General features: G+C 37.8%; 13 protein-coding genes. 5 read left to right on the top strand and 8 right to left on the bottom strand.

The window, feature by feature from the left end; genetic code table 11:
- Positions 1-8: 8 nt before the first annotated feature.
- From M1381_08665 to M1381_08630, 8 genes are all read right to left on the bottom strand, one after another.
- The gene (locus tag M1381_08665) at positions 9-1691 is read right to left on the bottom strand and encodes a 30S ribosomal protein S1 (protein ID MCL4479151.1); all 1683 of its coding nucleotides are present in this window, start codon (positions 1689-1691) and stop codon (positions 9-11) included.
- Positions 1692-1732: 41 nt separating this feature from the next.
- The gene (locus tag M1381_08660) at positions 1733-3289 is read right to left on the bottom strand and encodes a 4-hydroxy-3-methylbut-2-enyl diphosphate reductase (GenBank protein MCL4479150.1); all 1557 of its coding nucleotides are present in this window, start codon (positions 3287-3289) and stop codon (positions 1733-1735) included.
- On the bottom strand, positions 3286-4581 hold the full coding sequence (gene aroA, locus M1381_08655; GenBank protein MCL4479149.1) for a 3-phosphoshikimate 1-carboxyvinyltransferase: 1296 nt from the start codon (positions 4579-4581) through the stop codon (positions 3286-3288). The genes M1381_08660 and aroA overlap by 4 nt, the downstream gene beginning before the upstream one ends.
- Positions 4578-5450 carry a prephenate dehydrogenase/arogenate dehydrogenase family protein gene (locus tag M1381_08650; protein MCL4479148.1) on the bottom strand — a complete coding sequence of 291 codons (873 nt, stop codon included), beginning with the start codon at positions 5448-5450 and terminating at the stop codon, positions 4578-4580. The genes aroA and M1381_08650 overlap by 4 nt, the downstream gene beginning before the upstream one ends.
- Positions 5443-6555 carry a histidinol-phosphate transaminase gene (hisC, locus tag M1381_08645; protein ID MCL4479147.1) on the bottom strand — a complete coding sequence of 371 codons (1113 nt, stop codon included), beginning with the start codon at positions 6553-6555 and terminating at the stop codon, positions 5443-5445. The genes M1381_08650 and hisC overlap by 8 nt, the downstream gene beginning before the upstream one ends.
- Positions 6556-6571: 16 nt before the next feature.
- Complete coding sequence (gene pheA / locus M1381_08640; GenBank protein MCL4479146.1) at positions 6572-7648, bottom strand: prephenate dehydratase; 1077 nt, start codon at positions 7646-7648, stop codon at positions 6572-6574.
- Positions 7649-7663: 15 nt separating this feature from the next.
- On the bottom strand, positions 7664-9529 hold the full coding sequence (locus tag M1381_08635; protein ID MCL4479145.1) for a diguanylate cyclase: 1866 nt from the start codon (positions 9527-9529) through the stop codon (positions 7664-7666).
- A 105-nt stretch (positions 9530-9634) separates the two neighbouring features.
- The gene (locus M1381_08630) at positions 9635-11878 is read right to left on the bottom strand and encodes a PBP1A family penicillin-binding protein (GenBank protein ID MCL4479144.1); all 2244 of its coding nucleotides are present in this window, start codon (positions 11876-11878) and stop codon (positions 9635-9637) included.
- A 135-nt stretch (positions 11879-12013) separates the two neighbouring features.
- On the opposite strand from M1381_08630, the gene M1381_08625 reads away from it, so the two are divergent.
- The 5 genes from M1381_08625 to M1381_08605 all read left to right on the top strand — a co-directional run bounded on the left by M1381_08625 (position 12014) and on the right by M1381_08605 (position 16759).
- Positions 12014-12565: an isoprenylcysteine carboxylmethyltransferase family protein gene (locus M1381_08625; GenBank protein ID MCL4479143.1), complete on the top strand. Its 552-nt coding sequence runs from the start codon at positions 12014-12016 to the stop codon at positions 12563-12565.
- The gene (locus M1381_08620) at positions 12562-14028 is read left to right on the top strand and encodes a glycosyltransferase family 39 protein (protein MCL4479142.1); all 1467 of its coding nucleotides are present in this window, start codon (positions 12562-12564) and stop codon (positions 14026-14028) included. The genes M1381_08625 and M1381_08620 overlap by 4 nt, the downstream gene beginning before the upstream one ends.
- 2 nt (positions 14029-14030) lie before the next feature.
- Entirely contained in the window at positions 14031-14627 is a 597-nt protein-coding gene (locus M1381_08615) for a D-sedoheptulose 7-phosphate isomerase (GenBank protein ID MCL4479141.1), read from the top strand.
- A gap of 160 nt (positions 14628-14787) precedes the next feature.
- A complete protein-coding gene (locus M1381_08610; protein ID MCL4479140.1) occupies positions 14788-15831 on the top strand; it encodes a hypothetical protein in 1044 nt (347 codons plus the stop codon).
- Positions 15785-16759: a phosphatidate cytidylyltransferase gene (locus tag M1381_08605; GenBank protein ID MCL4479139.1), complete on the top strand. Its 975-nt coding sequence runs from the start codon at positions 15785-15787 to the stop codon at positions 16757-16759. Before M1381_08610 ends, M1381_08605 begins: the two co-directional genes overlap by 47 nt.
- Positions 16760-16765: the final 6 nt, after the last annotated feature.

The raw sequence follows: 16765 nt of genomic DNA, 5'->3' as shown, positions 1-16765 counted from the left end.
ATGATCCTTTATTTGTTATTTTTAAGCTTTATTAATTCACCTATACTTGAAACACTTTCTTCACCTGTTTTAATATACTCTTTTATAATTATTCTCTCTTTCTGTTTTGCAAGAAGTTTTAGCCCAAGAGATATCTTACGATTCATTTCATCAACATTCAGTACTGTACATTCTATACTATCACCCACGTTATAAACATCATAAGGCTTGACATCTGCCAATTCTGATATATGAATCAGTCCTTCAACACCGTCTTCTATTTCTACAAAAATGCCGAACTCTGCTTTGCCGGTAATCTCTCCTTTTAGAACATCTCCTTTTTTGTATTTTTTCGTTATATTCTTCCATGGATCCTGTTTTAATTGTTTCACGCCAAGTGATAACTTTTGATTATTCTTATCTACACTTAATACGATTACCTCAACCTCATCGCCTTTTTTATAAACGGCTAAAGGTTCTTTTGTCTTTTTACTCCATGTAATGTCGTCTATGTGGACCAGTCCTTCAATGCCTTTCTCTACCTCCACGAACATACCAAAATCCGTAATATTTTTAATCTTGCCGTTTACTTTTGTCCCGATCTGGTATCTTTCTACAATCTCTTCCCATGGGTTCAGTTGTAACTGTTTAAAACCCAATGCTATCTTTTTACCCTGTTGATCAACATTTAGAACAATTGCCTCTATACGATCCCCTATCGATACATATTTGCTTGGATGCTTTAGTTTTCTTTCCCATGACAGATCTGTTTTATGAATAAGGCCGTCTATCCCTGATTTTAATTCGATAAAAACACCAAAATCGGTTATATTAACCACTTTGCCTGAAACCTTACTCCCTTCCTTAAAATCTTCCGACGCTCTAAGCCATGGGTCTTCTTCTATTTGCTTTAAGCCAAGCGCCAGTTTACCCGATTGAAGATCATTTTTTAGTACCTTCAATTTGAGCTTCATGCCTGTCTTTAAAAATTCTGATGGATGTTTTATTCTCCCCCATGTAATATCGGATATATGAAGAAGCCCGTCTTTACCTTCTACCTCCACGAATGCACCGTAATCCATTATGGTTCTTACAATTCCTTCTACAATATTCCCTTCTTTTACAAACTCTTTCCACCTTTTTTCCTGTTCGTCTTTTTCGCGCTCAAGAAGTTGTTTTCTTGACAGTACAATGTTATTATTCTTTGGTTCATAGTTTATAATGATCGCCTTTATGTGTCGGCCAACATAGCTATCAAGGGATTTAACCGGCTTAATGTCAATTTGAGACCATGGGAGAAACGCCTCAGCCCCGATATCTACTATCAATCCACCCTTGGTTTTGGAGATCACTTCACCATGTATCGGCGTTGAATTTGCAAATACCTTAACAACATTTTCAAGTGCCCTTGCCTTCTCTGCCTTTTGTTTCGATAGATGAATAGTATTGTTTTTTTTATCCTCATTCTGTATAAGTACTTCTATTTCATCCCCTACCTTGACCTTACAATTACCCTTTGCATCAAAAACTTCTTCTTTTGAGACAAAACCATCGGCCTTGTATCCTATATCAACTGTAACCCCGTCATGCATTATACTTATAACTCTACCCTTGACAATATCTCCGGATTTAATAGACTTAACGCTCTCTCTCATCATTTCTCTTATTTCTCTATTTTGTTGATTATCTGATGTCATATTACTATCTAACATTTATATTGATCCTCCTGATTATTTTTTATTAAAAATTACAATTATATATAAGTTTTTGATAATTTTCTGCTCATCTTCTTTAGTCTAATTAAAACATCTCTGATCAACCATATAGGTGTGGATGCACCTGCCGTAATACCAATTTTTTTAGCATCTATCAACATTTCTTCCTTTATATGTACAGGATGTTCTATATGATATGTCTTAAGGTTAATCGCTTTACATATATTTGCAAGCTTATTTGTATTCGAGCTGTTGAACCCGCCTACAACGATTACAACATCTACTGCCATGGCAAGCAACGCAGCCTCATCCTGCCTTATTCTTGTAGCATCACATATGGTATTATAAATAACAAGTTCATAAACATCGTCAACAAGAGCGGAGATCACATTTTTAAAATTTTCCATTGACTGGGTTGTCTGGGCAAGTACGGCAAGTTTCTTAACCTTACCAATTGTACTGATCTCCTGTGCATTCTTTACAGCTGTTACCTGCCCGCCGGAGGCATAGCTTAACAGGCTTTTCACTTCCGGATGATTGGCATCCCCTACTATAACCACATAATAACCGCTATTCGTAAGACTTTTTACAAGCCTTTGCGATCTTGTGACAAACGGGCATGTAGCGTTTATGGTTTTTAACGATTTCTCTTTTGCTATTTGATGCTCCTCTGTAGTAACCCCATGTGATCTATATATAAGAGTTCCTGATGTCATTGTATCAATATCATTCACGGGTTTTATGCCCATGTCCTCGAGCCTTTTTACTTCCTGTGGATTATGTATAAGAGGGCCAAGAGTATAGATCTCTTTTTCTTGCTTTACCGTTTTAACGGCTATATCTATAGCCCTTTTTACCCCAAAGCAAAAGCCAGCGGATGCTGTTGTATAAAGCTCTATGCCGTTTACATTATCTATAAATTTAAGAGACAATGTTGCTTTTACCTTATCATAAAGCTTGATCACCACATCGTGCTCAGACATGTTATCCGTATTAACAATAATAGCATCACGAGCGGCTATTAAAGGGGCAATATCTCTTGAAGTATCTCTCATATCCCTGTCATCAATTTCTTTACGTATGATCTCATACGGTTTACCAATCCGTGATGATAAAAGTTCTTGATATCTCCTCTTTGCTCTTTCGTCTACAGAGGCTGTTAGAAAAAATTTGAGTGCCGCATCAGGGAATACGACAGTACCAATATCCCTGCCCTCCACAACAGTATTGCCCTTTATCATCCCCTTAATGAGTTTATTGATTATATCTCTGATCCCCGATAGTGTTGATACCTGAGAGGAAGCTTGAGCAATTTCTGGAGCCTTTATTGCGAGACTTATGTCTATATTATCCATAAACAATACCCATCTATTCCCAACCCTTTTGATCTCAAAGATAGTATTCAATGCCGTTTTCGAAATACTTTTTTCATCTTCAATCGCGATACGGCTGTTTAAAGCCTTTAAAGCAATGGCCCTGTAAAGACTGCCGCTATTTATATAATTGAACCCAAGCATGCGGGCAACCGCAGTACTTATAGTGCTTTTACCGCTGCCGGAAGGCCCGTCGATTGCTATAATTACAGATTTTTTCATCGATGCCTCAATGTATTAAATATATCCATAAACTCCGGGAAAGAAATACCCACAGCATTAAAATCATTAATAAAAACTTCCTTTGTACTTGCTACGGAAGATATTGCAAAAGCCATTGCGATTCTGTGATCATCATGGCTGTCTACAGTTCCTCCTTTTATTGTTCCGCCTTGTATAACCATGCCATCATCGAGTTCTTTTGCCTTTATGCCAAGAGCTGTCAAACCTTCAACAACGGCTTTTATACGATCAGTCTCTTTTACCCTTAATTCTTCAGCGTGTCTTATAACCGTTTCTCCGTCAGCACAAGCAGCGATCACTGCAAGTACCGGGATCTCGTCAATGGACCTTACGATAAGAGATTTATCATCAATAACAATGCCTTTGAGTTTTGCAGGTTTAATATGTATATCAGCGACAGACTCACCCGTTTCATATCTTTCATTGAGAAGTTCTATTTTTGCACCCATGCTTTTTACTATATCCAGCAAGCCTGTTCTTCCATAGTTTATCCCTACACCCTTTATCAAGACATCCGATTCTTTTGCTATAAGTGCGGCACCAATAAAAAACGCAGCAGAAGAAAAATCACCTGGAATCACGATATTCAACGGCAAAGGTTTCTGAGAACAGCTAAGCTCTATAGTATTGTCCTCTGTTTTTAAATTTACACCGCTTGCCTTAAGCATTCTTTCCGTGTGATCTCTTGTGCTTATAGGCTCTTTTATACTCATCACACCTTTTGCACCGGTAGATGCCAATATTAAGCCTGTTTTTACCTGAGCAGATGCTACAGGCATATTGTAATTAATACCTTTTAGTCCCCCTCCTCTTACTGATACAGGCAGATAGTTTCCATTATCTCTACCGTCTATAGATGCACCCATTATCATAAGCGGAGCTGTGATACGTCTCATGGGTCTTGAGCTTAAAGAGTCATCCCCTGTTATTACAGAGAAAAAATTCCTTGTACTCAATATCCCGAGTATTATCCTTGTTGTTGTGCCCGAGTTCCCTGCATTAAGTACACCGGCAGGCTCTTTAAAACTATCGATACCGTCTGCTTTTACAACAACCGAATTCCCCGTTAATTTGATATCGACACCAAGCATTCTTAAACACACTATAGTACTCAGGACATCTTCTGCAATCAAGATATTATTTATACGGCTTATCCCGGAGGCAAGTGATGATATGAACAGCGCTCTATGGGAAATGGATTTATCCCCGGGAACTATTATTATTCCTTCAAGCCTTTCCAATGGTTGAAATGATACATAATTGATGTTCATTTATCTGCAATAGACCTCCTTACTTCTTTTACCTCTTCTAGAAAGTTATGTATACCTTTAAGGTCTTTTGATTTTATCATATCCGTCAGATTACCAAGGGATTTATTAAATCCTTCAATTGCATGAAGAATCTCTTCAGAGTTTGACATAAAGATATCCCTCCACATAACAGGATCACTTGCAGCTATCCTTGTATAATCCTTCAAGCCGCCGCCAGCAAATTGAAATAGGGCATATCCTGCCTTCTCCTGTTCCATAATGCTCTTAATTAGTGTATAAGCAATTGCATGCGGCATGTGAGAAACCGCTGCCATTGTTCTATCATGCTCGTGAGGATTCATTATTACCACATCGGACCCTATTGATTCCCAGAATCTTTTTGCAGCCTCTACTGTAAAATTATCTGTCTTCTCAACGGGCGTTATTATACATCTTTTATTCTCAAACAACCCTTCGACAGCATTCATTGCCCCGGATTTCTCCGTTCCTGTAATAGGGTGACTGCCTATGTAATTACCATGACCCTTAAACAGCTCTGTCATTCTTATCACAAGTTCACCTTTGATACTCCCGATATCTGTAATTATGGCATCATTTTTAACGGCATATACGATCCTTTTTGCCACTTCAAATGTGGCTAAAACTGGTGTTGCAAAGATTACAAGTACAGCGTCTGCGATAGCATCTTTCAGACAATCAGTGTATGAGTCTATAGCCTGAAGCCTTTTTGCTGTTTTAAGATTATCAAAGTTCCTGTCAACACCAACTATATTTTCCGATAAACCGTTTTTCTTTATAGCGAGGGCAAGGGATGTGCCCATCATTCCAATACCTATTACAGCAACCTGTTCATAGAATGGTTTACTCATGGCTATTTATCAGGTTTCTGAGTTCCACTATAAATTTTTTATTCTCTTTTGGTTTTCCAACATTGATCCTTATATAATCACCAAGACCGTAACCAGTCATATCTCTTACAATAATCCCCCTTTTCAATAATGCCTTAAACGCATCCACTGCTTTCATGTAAGGGGATACATTTATAAGAAAGAAGTTGGCCTGCGTTTTAAAGTATACGATCCCAAGCTTATCGAGCTCTTTATAAAGATATGCAAGGCCTGAGTGGTTATTCCTGAGTGTTTTTTTAACATGTTCCCTGTCCTCAAGTGATGCCAATGCACCGACCTGTGCAATGTTATTCACATTAAAAGGCTGTCTTACTCTTTCAATATAATCTGCGAGCTCTTTTGTTGTAATCCCATAGCCGACTCTTAAACCTGCAAGTCCGTAAAGCTTTGAAAATGTCCTTAAGACTATTATATTCCTGTCTTTTTGTTTGACATACTCTACGCCGTCGGGATAATCTTTATCCTCAACAAACTCCATGTATGCCTCATCATCAACAATAATTGTGTGCTCGGGCACACCGTTTATAAGCCTTTCATAATCATTACTTTTTATAATCGTTCCTGTAGGATTGTTGGGATTCGATATAAAGATTAACCTTGTTTTGCTATTTATCGTATTTATTATACCGTCTATATCATAGCTGAAATCTTTTAATAATTTTACCATTATGGGTTTTCCGCCTGCTGATTTTACGGTTAGAGAGTATATGAGAAAGCTCGGATCGGATATGATTGCTTCATCATCCGGCTTAAGAAACGTCCTGATTATGAGTTCTATCAGTTCGTTTGAGCCATTGCCTATGATCAGGGACTGCGCATCTATTTTCAGCATATCTGAAAGCTTATTTTTAAGATAGAAGCAGCTGCCGTCCGGATATCGGTTTATACCCTTTAATGCCTTCCTTATAGCCTTAACGGCAACCGGAGATGGCCCAAGAGGATTTTCATTAGATGCAATCTTTATAGAGTTTGAGATGCCGAGTTCTCTTTCTACTTCTTCTATAGGTTTCCCCGGAGGATATGGAACAATTTCTTTTATGTATGGTGCTACAAATTTATATGTCATGTTATCTCCTGAAAAATCATAGTGCCTTTGGATATGAACCTATACATTTAAAAAAGATTGTATGTACTTTTAACTCGTCAACTAATCTTTGTATATTATTATCCTCAATATGTCCATCTATATCTACAAAGAAAAGATATTCCCATGCCTTTTTCTTTAATGGCCTTGATTCTATCTTTGTCATGTTAACCTTATAAGAGGCAAACGGCTTTAAAGCGGCAAACAGGGTTCCGGGTTTATCCTTTAGAGAAAAGATAAATGATGTCTTATCATTCCCTGTTCTCTCCGGATGTATTTTGCCTATTACGACAAATCTCGTTACATTGTTTGGATTTTCTTCGAGCCTTTTTGATAGAAACTTCAGATTATACATATTTGCCGTAAGTTCACTGACAATGGCTGCTGAAGAATCACTTTTCTGTATCAGTTTTGCCGCCTGTGCAGTACTCTCCGTATCTACAGTAACAACCCCTGGAAGGTGCTCCCTTATCCATTTTCTGCACTGTGCAATTGCCTGCGGATGCGAGTACACTCGTTTTATCTTATCAATCTTTATCTTCTCTTTTGTTGCCAGAACATAACTAACAGGAACATATACTTCTTTTACTATAAAAAGATTGGCATCTATAAACAGATCAAGGGTTTGTGATACGGTTCCCTCCATGGAGTTTTCTATCGGGACTACCCCAAAATCACAGTTGCTATATTCTGTTTCATTGAATACATCCTGAATATTCTTTGCAGGCATCAGAGGATAGGAATTCCCGAATTCAAGCAATGCCGCTTGATTTGCAAAAGTTCCTTCAGGACCAAGGTAAGCGATCTTTGGAGGCATCACAGATGCTCTTGATGCAGAAAAAATCTCTTTAAAAATATGTTTTATAGATTCATTTTTTAAAGGCCCTTTATTATTTTTTATAAGTCTGCTTACGATGAAAGTTTCTCTCGAAGGAACATAAACCGGAGCAGAGAGCCTTTTTTTCTCTTGCCCTATTTTTATGGCCGCGTTGATCCTTTCATTAAGTAGTTCAAGCAACCGATCATCGATTACATCTATTTTTTTTCTTAATTCTTCTATGCGAGAGTTTGCCATCTATATGCCTCCTGTTTAAATACCCCCATATTGGGTGATCTTATTCCTTCCCCTTTTTTTTGATTCATATAATGCTATATCAACCGCGTACAAAAGTTCATTGACATTTAATACTTTTCCCTCCGGATACGATGCTACACCAATACTTACAGTTAAAACCTGTACCCCATTTTGTAAAAATGCCTCCTCTACCTTTGCCCTTAATTTTTCCGCCACTATCAGTGCGCCGTTTATATCCGTATCGGGGAGTACAATAATAAATTCTTCGCCGCCGTATCTAATGGATATATCAATTCCCCTTGTATTTGTTCTTAACACATCAGAAAGTTTTATAAGTGCTTCATCACCTTTAATATGCCCAAACTTATCATTATATTCTTTAAAGAAGTCTACATCTATCATAAGCAACGCAATTGACGAATATGTCCTGTGCGCCCTTTCCCATTCCCTTTCAAGGATAAAGCTCAGATACCGTCTATTGAACAAGCCTGTAAGGTCATCTGTAATTGAGAGCTCCTTTGTCTTTTCATACAGTTTTGCATTTTCCACCATAACGGTTAACTGTGCACCTATAGAAGAAAGAAAAGCTATATCCTTTTTTGTGAAGCTATCTACGATATCATTACTTATATTGAGTAAACCTATTACCTCATTTTTATATTTGAGCGGCAGGCTTAAAAAGGAGCCCTCTTTGATTTGCTGTCCTTTATAATGAAGGTATCTCATATCTTTTGATGTGTCTCTTATCAAGGCAGGTTCACCTGTTGATGCAGCATGACCGCTAATACCTTCATCAAGCTTAAATTCCATACCAATGAGTTTATCATTATCCTCAAATCCGAATGCAGATAAAACCCTGAGAGTATCATTCTCTTTTAACAGGATTGCGCATTCTCTATATCCAAGTGTATTCACAATCGTTGTAGTAGCAATTCTTAAGAGCTCATTCATATCAATAGTCGATATTATATAATGGCTAAAGTTGTTTAACAGCGATATCTCTCTAAAGCTTGCTTCAAGTTCTTTATTTGCTTTTTCTATTTGTTCGGTACGTTTTTCAAGTATCTTTTTGTATCGCAATTCTTCTTTTGCTGTTACAAGTTCCCGTTCCTTCTCCACGGTTGAAGCCATAAGTTCTGTTATTCTTGAGAGCATCTCGTTAAAACTCTCTTCTATATCTCCGAGTTCATCTATCCTGTTTGATGATCCGCGTGAAAGAAAATTATTTGCCTGGGCTTTTTGTATCAGTTTGTTAAATCTTTTAAGCGGAGATGCAACAACAATTTCTACTGTTATTACAGCGCCGAAACCAAAGATAACGAGTACAATGATAAACATAATGCCAAGTTTTTTAGGCATTTCTATAGCGTGCTCAAACACATGATCATATCTTGAGCTCAACTTTAAATAACCAATCCGATCGGTGCCATGATGACATTTCATACACGATTGCTTAAGCAATATAGGCTTAATATAATCAAAGGAGCTTGATGAAACCTCTGTAATGGATCTGTCGTCAGATTCATGCCTTAATTTATTCAACTCTACCGTTGTTAATGGCGGAGGCATGGATGGGATATTCGCTACAATGGGTTTTCCATCGGTATTAAATATTGTTATATAATCAATATTCCCTGATTCTGCAACATCCGTTACAATATGTTTTGGTGATAAGCTATGGCCGTTTTTTCCCGCAGTACTTGCAAAAAGGTCATTTATAGCATTACTCACCATAGAAAACTGATAATTCGTCATCAAACTTATATACCTTTTATCGGTTTTTGTGTATATGAACAGACTAATACCCATCATCACGATAAGTATGAGGAGCATTGTAGATGCAAGCCTATAAGATAAACGACTTTTAAATATCTTTAACATATAAACCAATTATAATGCCTTTTTACAAAAGGCAAGGGTTGGGACGGTAAAAAACAACCTTATAATCGAATAAAGCATAATGCGCGTAATAAAAGCATTGCAGGATTATTTGAATATCCTTTTGAGCCAATCTATCACACCTTTTATTCCGCTGATTTTCGGTTCCGTCCCGGGTATAAATGCACCGGTTACGCATGCCGTTGCACTTGAGCCCGTCATGCCTGTATATTTATCAACACATGCAAACTTTATACCCGAAGGGATATCAAACACCTTGCCTCCGTACATGGTTGTATACATACTTAGAAATTTCCCCACTACGGGCAAGGCGACTTTTGCGGCAGGCTCTCCTATTACATCTTCGTCATTATCATATCCAAGCCATACGGTAGCTACAATATCGGGTGTGTATCCTACAAACCACGCATCATGAAAGTCGTTTGTTGTGCCCGTTTTTCCTGCCACATCACCTTTAATATCAAACCGCCTTAACCCTTTACCGGTGCCTTCCGTTTCTGAGCCGAGTAGTACATTATTTACTATATAGCATGCTTGATCATTACCAATCGGTTTAAATGCAAGCCTGGCTTTATAGATAATTTTATCATGCATATCGGTTATTGCCTTTATGCCGATAGGCATTACAGGTTCGTATCCGTGATTTGAAAAGATGGTATAGGCAAGGCATAAATCAAGTGGCGAAGTAGATATGCTGCCGAGTACTATAGAGGGGAACGGCTGTATACCGGCACCAAGCCCAAGCAAGCCTAAAGTATCTGCTATAGATTGAAGTCCTACCATTTCTCCGATTTTAACGGCTGGGATATTTATTGAATGTTGTAATGCATATCTAACAGTGATTTTACCTCTAAAAATCCTGTCATAGTTTCGAGGTTCCCATTGATTTTTGCCTACTTTTATATGCATGGGTTCATCGTTGACGATAGAGGCTTGAGAAAATCCACGTTCTGCAAATTTTGAGAATGCGAGCATATAAATAAATGGTTTTACCGATGAACCGATTTGCCTTTCTGAAAAGACAGCCCTATTAAAAGGGCTTTTACTGTAATTTCTACCGCCAATCAAAGCCATCACATATCCTGTCTCCGTTTGGATGACGATCATTGCACCCTCAAGATTATGCGGCGCTGTATCTAATGCTTTTTCTGCCATCAGCTGCGTTTCCATATCCAATGTTGTGAATACCCTTAATCCATCCGTTGAAAGAATGGCCTTTGAAAACTTCGTTTCCAATTGATCGGATATGTAATCAACAAAATACGGGGCTGCTTTTACTATGATATGCGAGATGACAATATCAAGCGGTTCCTTTATTGCCGATTCATACTCCGCGGATGAGATCACATTGTACTCTAACATTTTTTTAAGTACAAAGTTTCTTCTCTCAATAGCCTGTGCAGGATGATCAATGGGCGAGTATCTGCCGGGAGATGCAATCAAGCCTGCAAGCATCGCACACTGACTGAGTGTAAGTTCATTTGCCTTTTTCGAGAAATAATATTTTGCTGCCGCGCCTATTCCTACAATGCTTACATACATGTCCTGTCCGAGATAAATATCGTTCAGGTAGGCATTCAATATCTGTGCCTTTGAGAACTTGCCCGCAAGCATGATGGACATAACTGCTTCTAAAAATTTTCTCTTAAATGTTCTCCTGTTATTTAAGAAAAGATTTTTTACAAGCTGCTGCGTTATGGTGCTGCCGCCTTGTTTTATGCTTAACGATAAGACGTCTTTGATAAACGCCCTCGCTATACCTGCAACATCTATCGCACCATGCTCAAAAAATCTTACATCCTCCGTTACAATGACAGCATTGATCAAATTGTCCTGAAGAGATGATAACCGTATGGGTATTCGCATTTTAAAATCATCGCCAAAAAATGTTGCAAGCACCTCCGGTTCAAGTTCAACGCTGTCCAAGTTTTCTTGTTTCCGTGTAAAAATATCTGCTATCCGGTTATCCGAGATATTGATAACAGCATTTACAGGGTCTATAGTGTATCCGGGCATGGGAAAAGTTTTTGTGTAGAGATAAATCTTATTCCCTGAGATTGAATACGTGCCTTCCGTATACGGCATACCGCTCGCTTGATGATAACCAAGCGTGTTGAGTTTTGATTGAATCGCGTCCATTGATATTCCCATGCCCTTTTTGAGATATGATGGCGATGCATAAACAATAGAAGAAGATGGAAATCCTCTTGATAGAAACAATGCCGTAACATGCTCGTAAAGTATTGCAAGCGAGACTGAGCCTGCAACAATGATTATGCCTGCTGCGATATATAAAAATGTGTATAAACGTTTTTTTGTTTTACTTTTCATTGGAATAAATAATTAATAGCTATTTTAAAGTAAAACAAGCAAAACGGTAAATCGTTAACTCAAAAAAATCTAAACAACAAATGATTTAAAGAGAATACTGGACAGTTAATAAAAAAAAATACTATAGAAGTAAATATGAACAAGTTTTTATCCAAATACCGTATACAGATAGGATTTGTGTTTGCAATATTGTTTATTTTTGCAGCCAGTCCGGATATAATGGGAATGACCGTTGGTCTGCCTATAGGTATTATTGGTTTAATGATAAGACTATGGGCATCGGGCCATATAAAAAAGAATAAGCAGTTATCTGTGGATGGGCCATACTCTTACACAAGAAACCCATTATATCTCGGCAGCTTTTTTATAGGGCTTGGCGTATCTATTATGGGTAGCAGCGCTATATTTATCATAATCTACCTCGCGGGCTTTTATTTTGTTTATTATAATGTGATTAAAGGCGAAGAGAAAATGCTCATAGAGCTATTCGGTGCTGAATTCCTTGATTATAAAACAAAGGTGCCTATATTTTTCCCAAAATTAAAACCCGTAAGGCTAACAAAAGATTTTGACATTAAACTTGTAATAAAACATGAAGAATACAATGCATGGCTTGGTTTTATTTTTGTAACAATCATACTTTATCTGAAATATCATTTTAAATTCTTTTACGGGTGTCCCTTATGAAAAAGCGTATAATCGGGTACAGCATTATTCTGCTCGCATTTGTTCTGAACACCTATTATATAAAAACAGCCCATCTATTGCTTTCACCCGATGAAGCATATTACTGGGATTGGGCAAGGCATCCGGCCCTTAGTTACCTTGATATGGGCCCGATGATCTCGTGGATCAATATGGTTATGATCCATTTTTTTGGTTCATCCGAATTCGCACTCAGAATGGGTGCAAACATATTTTCAACAGTTACGGCAATCATCTTCTACGAGATCGGGAACAGATTTTTCTCGCCTACAACAGCATTGACAGCAACGGCGCTTTTTATATTTAATCCCTTTGTTGCTTCCAATGCATTTATAGCGACTTATTACGTACCTCAGATCCTGTTTATGACCATACTCATATTCTTGCTGTTTGAATTGAATAAAAATCAAAAGCCGTGGCTCTGGTATTTAATAGGTATAGTGCTTGGACTCGGGATATTAAGCCATCACATGTTCTTCTTTTTTAGCCTTGAAGTTGTGTTGTTTGTGCTTATTTCAAACAGGAATAGGCACTGGCTCTTTAAGAAAGAACCTTATTTGGGTGCAGTATTGACAATTATAACGGCAAGCCCTGTTTTTATCTGGAATTTTGAGCACGGTTTCGGCATGTTTAAAAGGGCACTTAGCCTCATGCCTTCGCATTATAATCCATGGTTTGTGTTCTCAACATTTTTTTTTGGAGACATGGGGGTGCTTACACCTTTTGTATTCTTACTTGTTTTTTATACAATGCTATACTCAATACGCAAAGGGTTATTCAGACACGATGAGAGATTTAATGTAATACTTGCTACATCCTTGCCGACGTTTCTATTTATAACATTCCTCGCTTTCAAAGGCAGGGCAGAGGTTAACTGGCCCGCGGCAGGATATATCGCCCCTTTTATCGGCGGCGTCAGCTTACTCGTTGACCAATATAAAAAAGGCTACAGAAAACTAATAATAGCATTCTTATCACTTATGTTTATAACTACATTGCTGATAACATATTTTGAACACTATCCGGAATGGGTATATAAAACATTTGATATCCCGCCTGCCCGCCACTTTTCAAATAGACTTGCCGGATGGAATCAACTTGCAATGCAGACAAAAAAATATATTAAATCAGGAGAACTTGTCGGTGCTACCGATTATGGCATCACGGCAGAACTCGCGTTTTACCTGCCAGGGCAGCCTGAGGTTTATTTTTTAAAGGTAAACAATAGTGCTAAAAACGCATATCTCTATTTTCAGAATCAAAAAACTTTAGAAGGTAAAAACATGATCATAGTGGATCGTGGAACAGGTCAGCTTAATGATGTTACGCAAGGACTTTTTAAAAAGGTAAAAAGGCTTGGTGTAATCAACATAGTTGATAATAAAACGGGTGATATCAGACGATCGTTTACTCTATACAGGGGTTATGATTACACGGGTAAATAGGTATGGATGAAATCGGAATTATAAAATCAGAATTGAGATCAAGCGCCGAATTAAAGCTTGGCTTAATAAACACGCATGCAGAACTTATAAAAGAGGTAGCGGACATAATTTACAATGCAATCACGGAAGGTCATGTCCTGTTCATTTTCGGTAATGGCGGCTCTGCTGCTGATGCCCAGCACATCGCAGCAGAATTTGTGAACAGATTCAAGATAGAAAGACAACCCCTGCCTGCAATATCGCTTGCCACGGACACATCCATTTTAACGAGCATAGCAAATGATTATTCATTCGATGACATATTTTCAAAACAGCTTTATGCGCTCGGTAAAAAGAATGATCTGGCACTCGGCATTACAACCTCGGGAAATTCTAAAAACATTCTTAGCGCATTTAAAACGGCAAAAGAAAAAGGTATGATAACGATCGGTTTGCTCGGCAGCGGCGGAGGCAAAGCAAAGTCAATGGTTGATTTTCCTGTTATTATTGATCATACGGATACGCCAAGAATTCAAGAAGCACATATAACAATCGGACATATAATCTGTTCCATCATTGATTACAGGATTAAACGGAATAACGGCGTTGACACTAAATGAAAGCCTATACCCGGAGCAACGCTGATTGGTCCATCAGTGCATAGATAGATTTTGCTATTGTTATGTTGAGCCGGGAATAAAAGCTGACAAAAATATTGGAAAATGTATATAAATAGATACGGGGGTGAATATGGAAATTCGCTCATGCATAATAAACAATATGAACGCTCGTAAGAACAGGATAAACGGTTATAACAGGGATAAGTTTATTCCTTACATACTTGATAATACTTTTACCTTTGATACCTACTCCACAGATGATATCGAGACCGCTTTAGATTTTATAAAAAGGGAAGGCATAAACCTTGTGATGATCAACGGTGGAGACGGCACTCTGCAAGTTACACTTACACAAATGATAAAATCCTTGCCTTCGAATAAACTGCCCATCATTCTGCCTTTGAGGGGCGGAACAATGAACATGGTTGCCAATAACCTTGGGATAAGAAAAAATCCGGTAGAGACTGTAAAGCTAATTATGCAGCACATACGGAGATACCGTAATGGTGATGAAAAGCTCTCAACAGTACCCATGATGCTTTTAAAAATTACAGATAAAAAACATGGTGAAAGGTATGGATTTACATTTTCAAACGGAATCGCTTTTAAACTGCAGAAGCTTTATTATGCAACAGGACAGCCAAGTTTTCAAACAGCTACAACGGTTGTAACAACAGCCATTGGAGGATATATAATCGGAAATAAAAAATCAAAGAGCTATTTTGAAAAGGTAAAAGTGCATATTATTATAGATAATAAACCGTATGCGGACGGTAAGATCTTAATCGCCGTTGCGTCTGTATTAAAAAAGCTTATTCTCTGGTTTAAACCATTTTATAAGCCCGAAAGGAAAGCCATATATGATTTCTATTTTCTTGCCGTATCCATGGATCCGTTCGAAATCATAGCAAATGTCAGGACACTCTCTACGGGAAAATTACTGCATCCGAAATCTTTTAATGATCTCGCTCACAGAGTAACGATACAGTCAGAATCAGGGTATGGGATAGACGGGGAACTTACAGATGATAATGAAACCGACGTTATCATTGAGAACGGGCCTGCATTGAATTTCTTTATTGTTCCCGAATCAATAAGGACAAACATAATGGGTTTAAAGTTTAAACACTGGATAAACAATGATCATATAATAAACCATGAAAGCATCATATCAGCCAATGCCGACGAACACCCATTATACTGAACAGATAAAAGAACTTGTAACAAAGAAATACTACCCTTATCGGTCAGAAACTACCGACCTGTTTCTCAACTATTTTCTCAATACATTTAAGGGCATTGAAATAATTTTTACTTACGGTTCTACCTTGAGCTCAAGAATGGCAACAAACTCCAGCTATCCTGATTTTTATATTATAGTTAACAATTATATGCGGTTTTATAAATCCCGTGTTCATGCTGCATTAAATAATATCGTTCCACCAAATTCTTATTTCTTAAAAATAGAAAAAAACGCCGTGATCATGCCGTCAAAATACTGCGTTATCGATATGAAGGGATTCAGGGATGCAGCCGACGCAAAAAAAACAAATGACCTTTATATAGCAGGCAGGCTCACGAAGAGGATCGGCATTATGTATGTTAAAAATGAGCAGGTATTGCTTGATTTGATTGAAAACATTTATAATGCACTGCACTTTAATGTCATGCTCGCCTTATCCGATATTAACGGCAAAGAATTCACAATGGATGAATTCATTTTAACCCTTCTTGGTCTTAGCTATAGAGCGGAGATACGAACAGAAACACCCGATAAAATTCTAAGCATTTATGAAAGCGAACCTGATTTTTATAAAACCATTTATACGATGCTTCTTGAACAGGAGATAAACAATAATACCGTAAAAAAATCGGGAGGGAAATATGAAGTTATAAATGCATATTTTTCCAAGCAATATGTAAAAGGATTTATAAGCAGAGGCAGAAGACGTGCCGTTTACAGATGGCCAAAAGGCGTGTACACGTTCAAGAATTATGTTGATTATCTTGAGACAAAGATCGAGCGGACAACAGGGGAGAAACTTAACCTTACGAAATGGGATCACAGATTCCCTCTTATTTTTGGATGGAGGCATCTTTTCAAGCTTCTTAAAAAGAAAGCTATAAAATGACGATAT

This window comes from Deltaproteobacteria bacterium (assembly GCA_023382265.1).
Classification (GTDB): domain Bacteria; phylum JAMCPX01; class JAMCPX01; order JAMCPX01; family JAMCPX01; genus JAMCPX01.
The sequence above is the reverse complement of the archived record's forward strand: the minus strand, read 5'-3'. Positions and strand labels throughout refer to the sequence as shown.

Coding starts and splice junctions, on each gene's coding strand:
- M1381_08665 (MCL4479151.1), bottom strand. CDS start 1,691: ATGTTAGATAGTAATATGACATCAGATAATCAACAAAATAGAGAAATA.
- M1381_08660 (MCL4479150.1), bottom strand. CDS start 3,289: ATGAAAAAATCTGTAATTATAGCAATCGACGGGCCTTCCGGCAGCGGT.
- aroA (MCL4479149.1), bottom strand. CDS start 4,581: ATGAACATCAATTATGTATCATTTCAACCATTGGAAAGGCTTGAAGGA.
- M1381_08650 (MCL4479148.1), bottom strand. CDS start 5,450: ATGAGTAAACCATTCTATGAACAGGTTGCTGTAATAGGTATTGGAATG.
- hisC (MCL4479147.1), bottom strand. CDS start 6,555: ATGACATATAAATTTGTAGCACCATACATAAAAGAAATTGTTCCATAT.
- pheA (MCL4479146.1), bottom strand. CDS start 7,648: ATGGCAAACTCTCGCATAGAAGAATTAAGAAAAAAAATAGATGTAATC.
- M1381_08635 (MCL4479145.1), bottom strand. CDS start 9,529: ATGTTAAAGATATTTAAAAGTCGTTTATCTTATAGGCTTGCATCTACA.
- M1381_08630 (MCL4479144.1), bottom strand. CDS start 11,878: ATGAAAAGTAAAACAAAAAAACGTTTATACACATTTTTATATATCGCA.
- M1381_08625 (MCL4479143.1), top strand. CDS start 12,014: ATGAACAAGTTTTTATCCAAATACCGTATACAGATAGGATTTGTGTTT.
- M1381_08620 (MCL4479142.1), top strand. CDS start 12,562: ATGAAAAAGCGTATAATCGGGTACAGCATTATTCTGCTCGCATTTGTT.
- M1381_08615 (MCL4479141.1), top strand. CDS start 14,031: ATGGATGAAATCGGAATTATAAAATCAGAATTGAGATCAAGCGCCGAA.
- M1381_08610 (MCL4479140.1), top strand. CDS start 14,788: ATGAACGCTCGTAAGAACAGGATAAACGGTTATAACAGGGATAAGTTT.
- M1381_08605 (MCL4479139.1), top strand. CDS start 15,785: ATGAAAGCATCATATCAGCCAATGCCGACGAACACCCATTATACTGAA.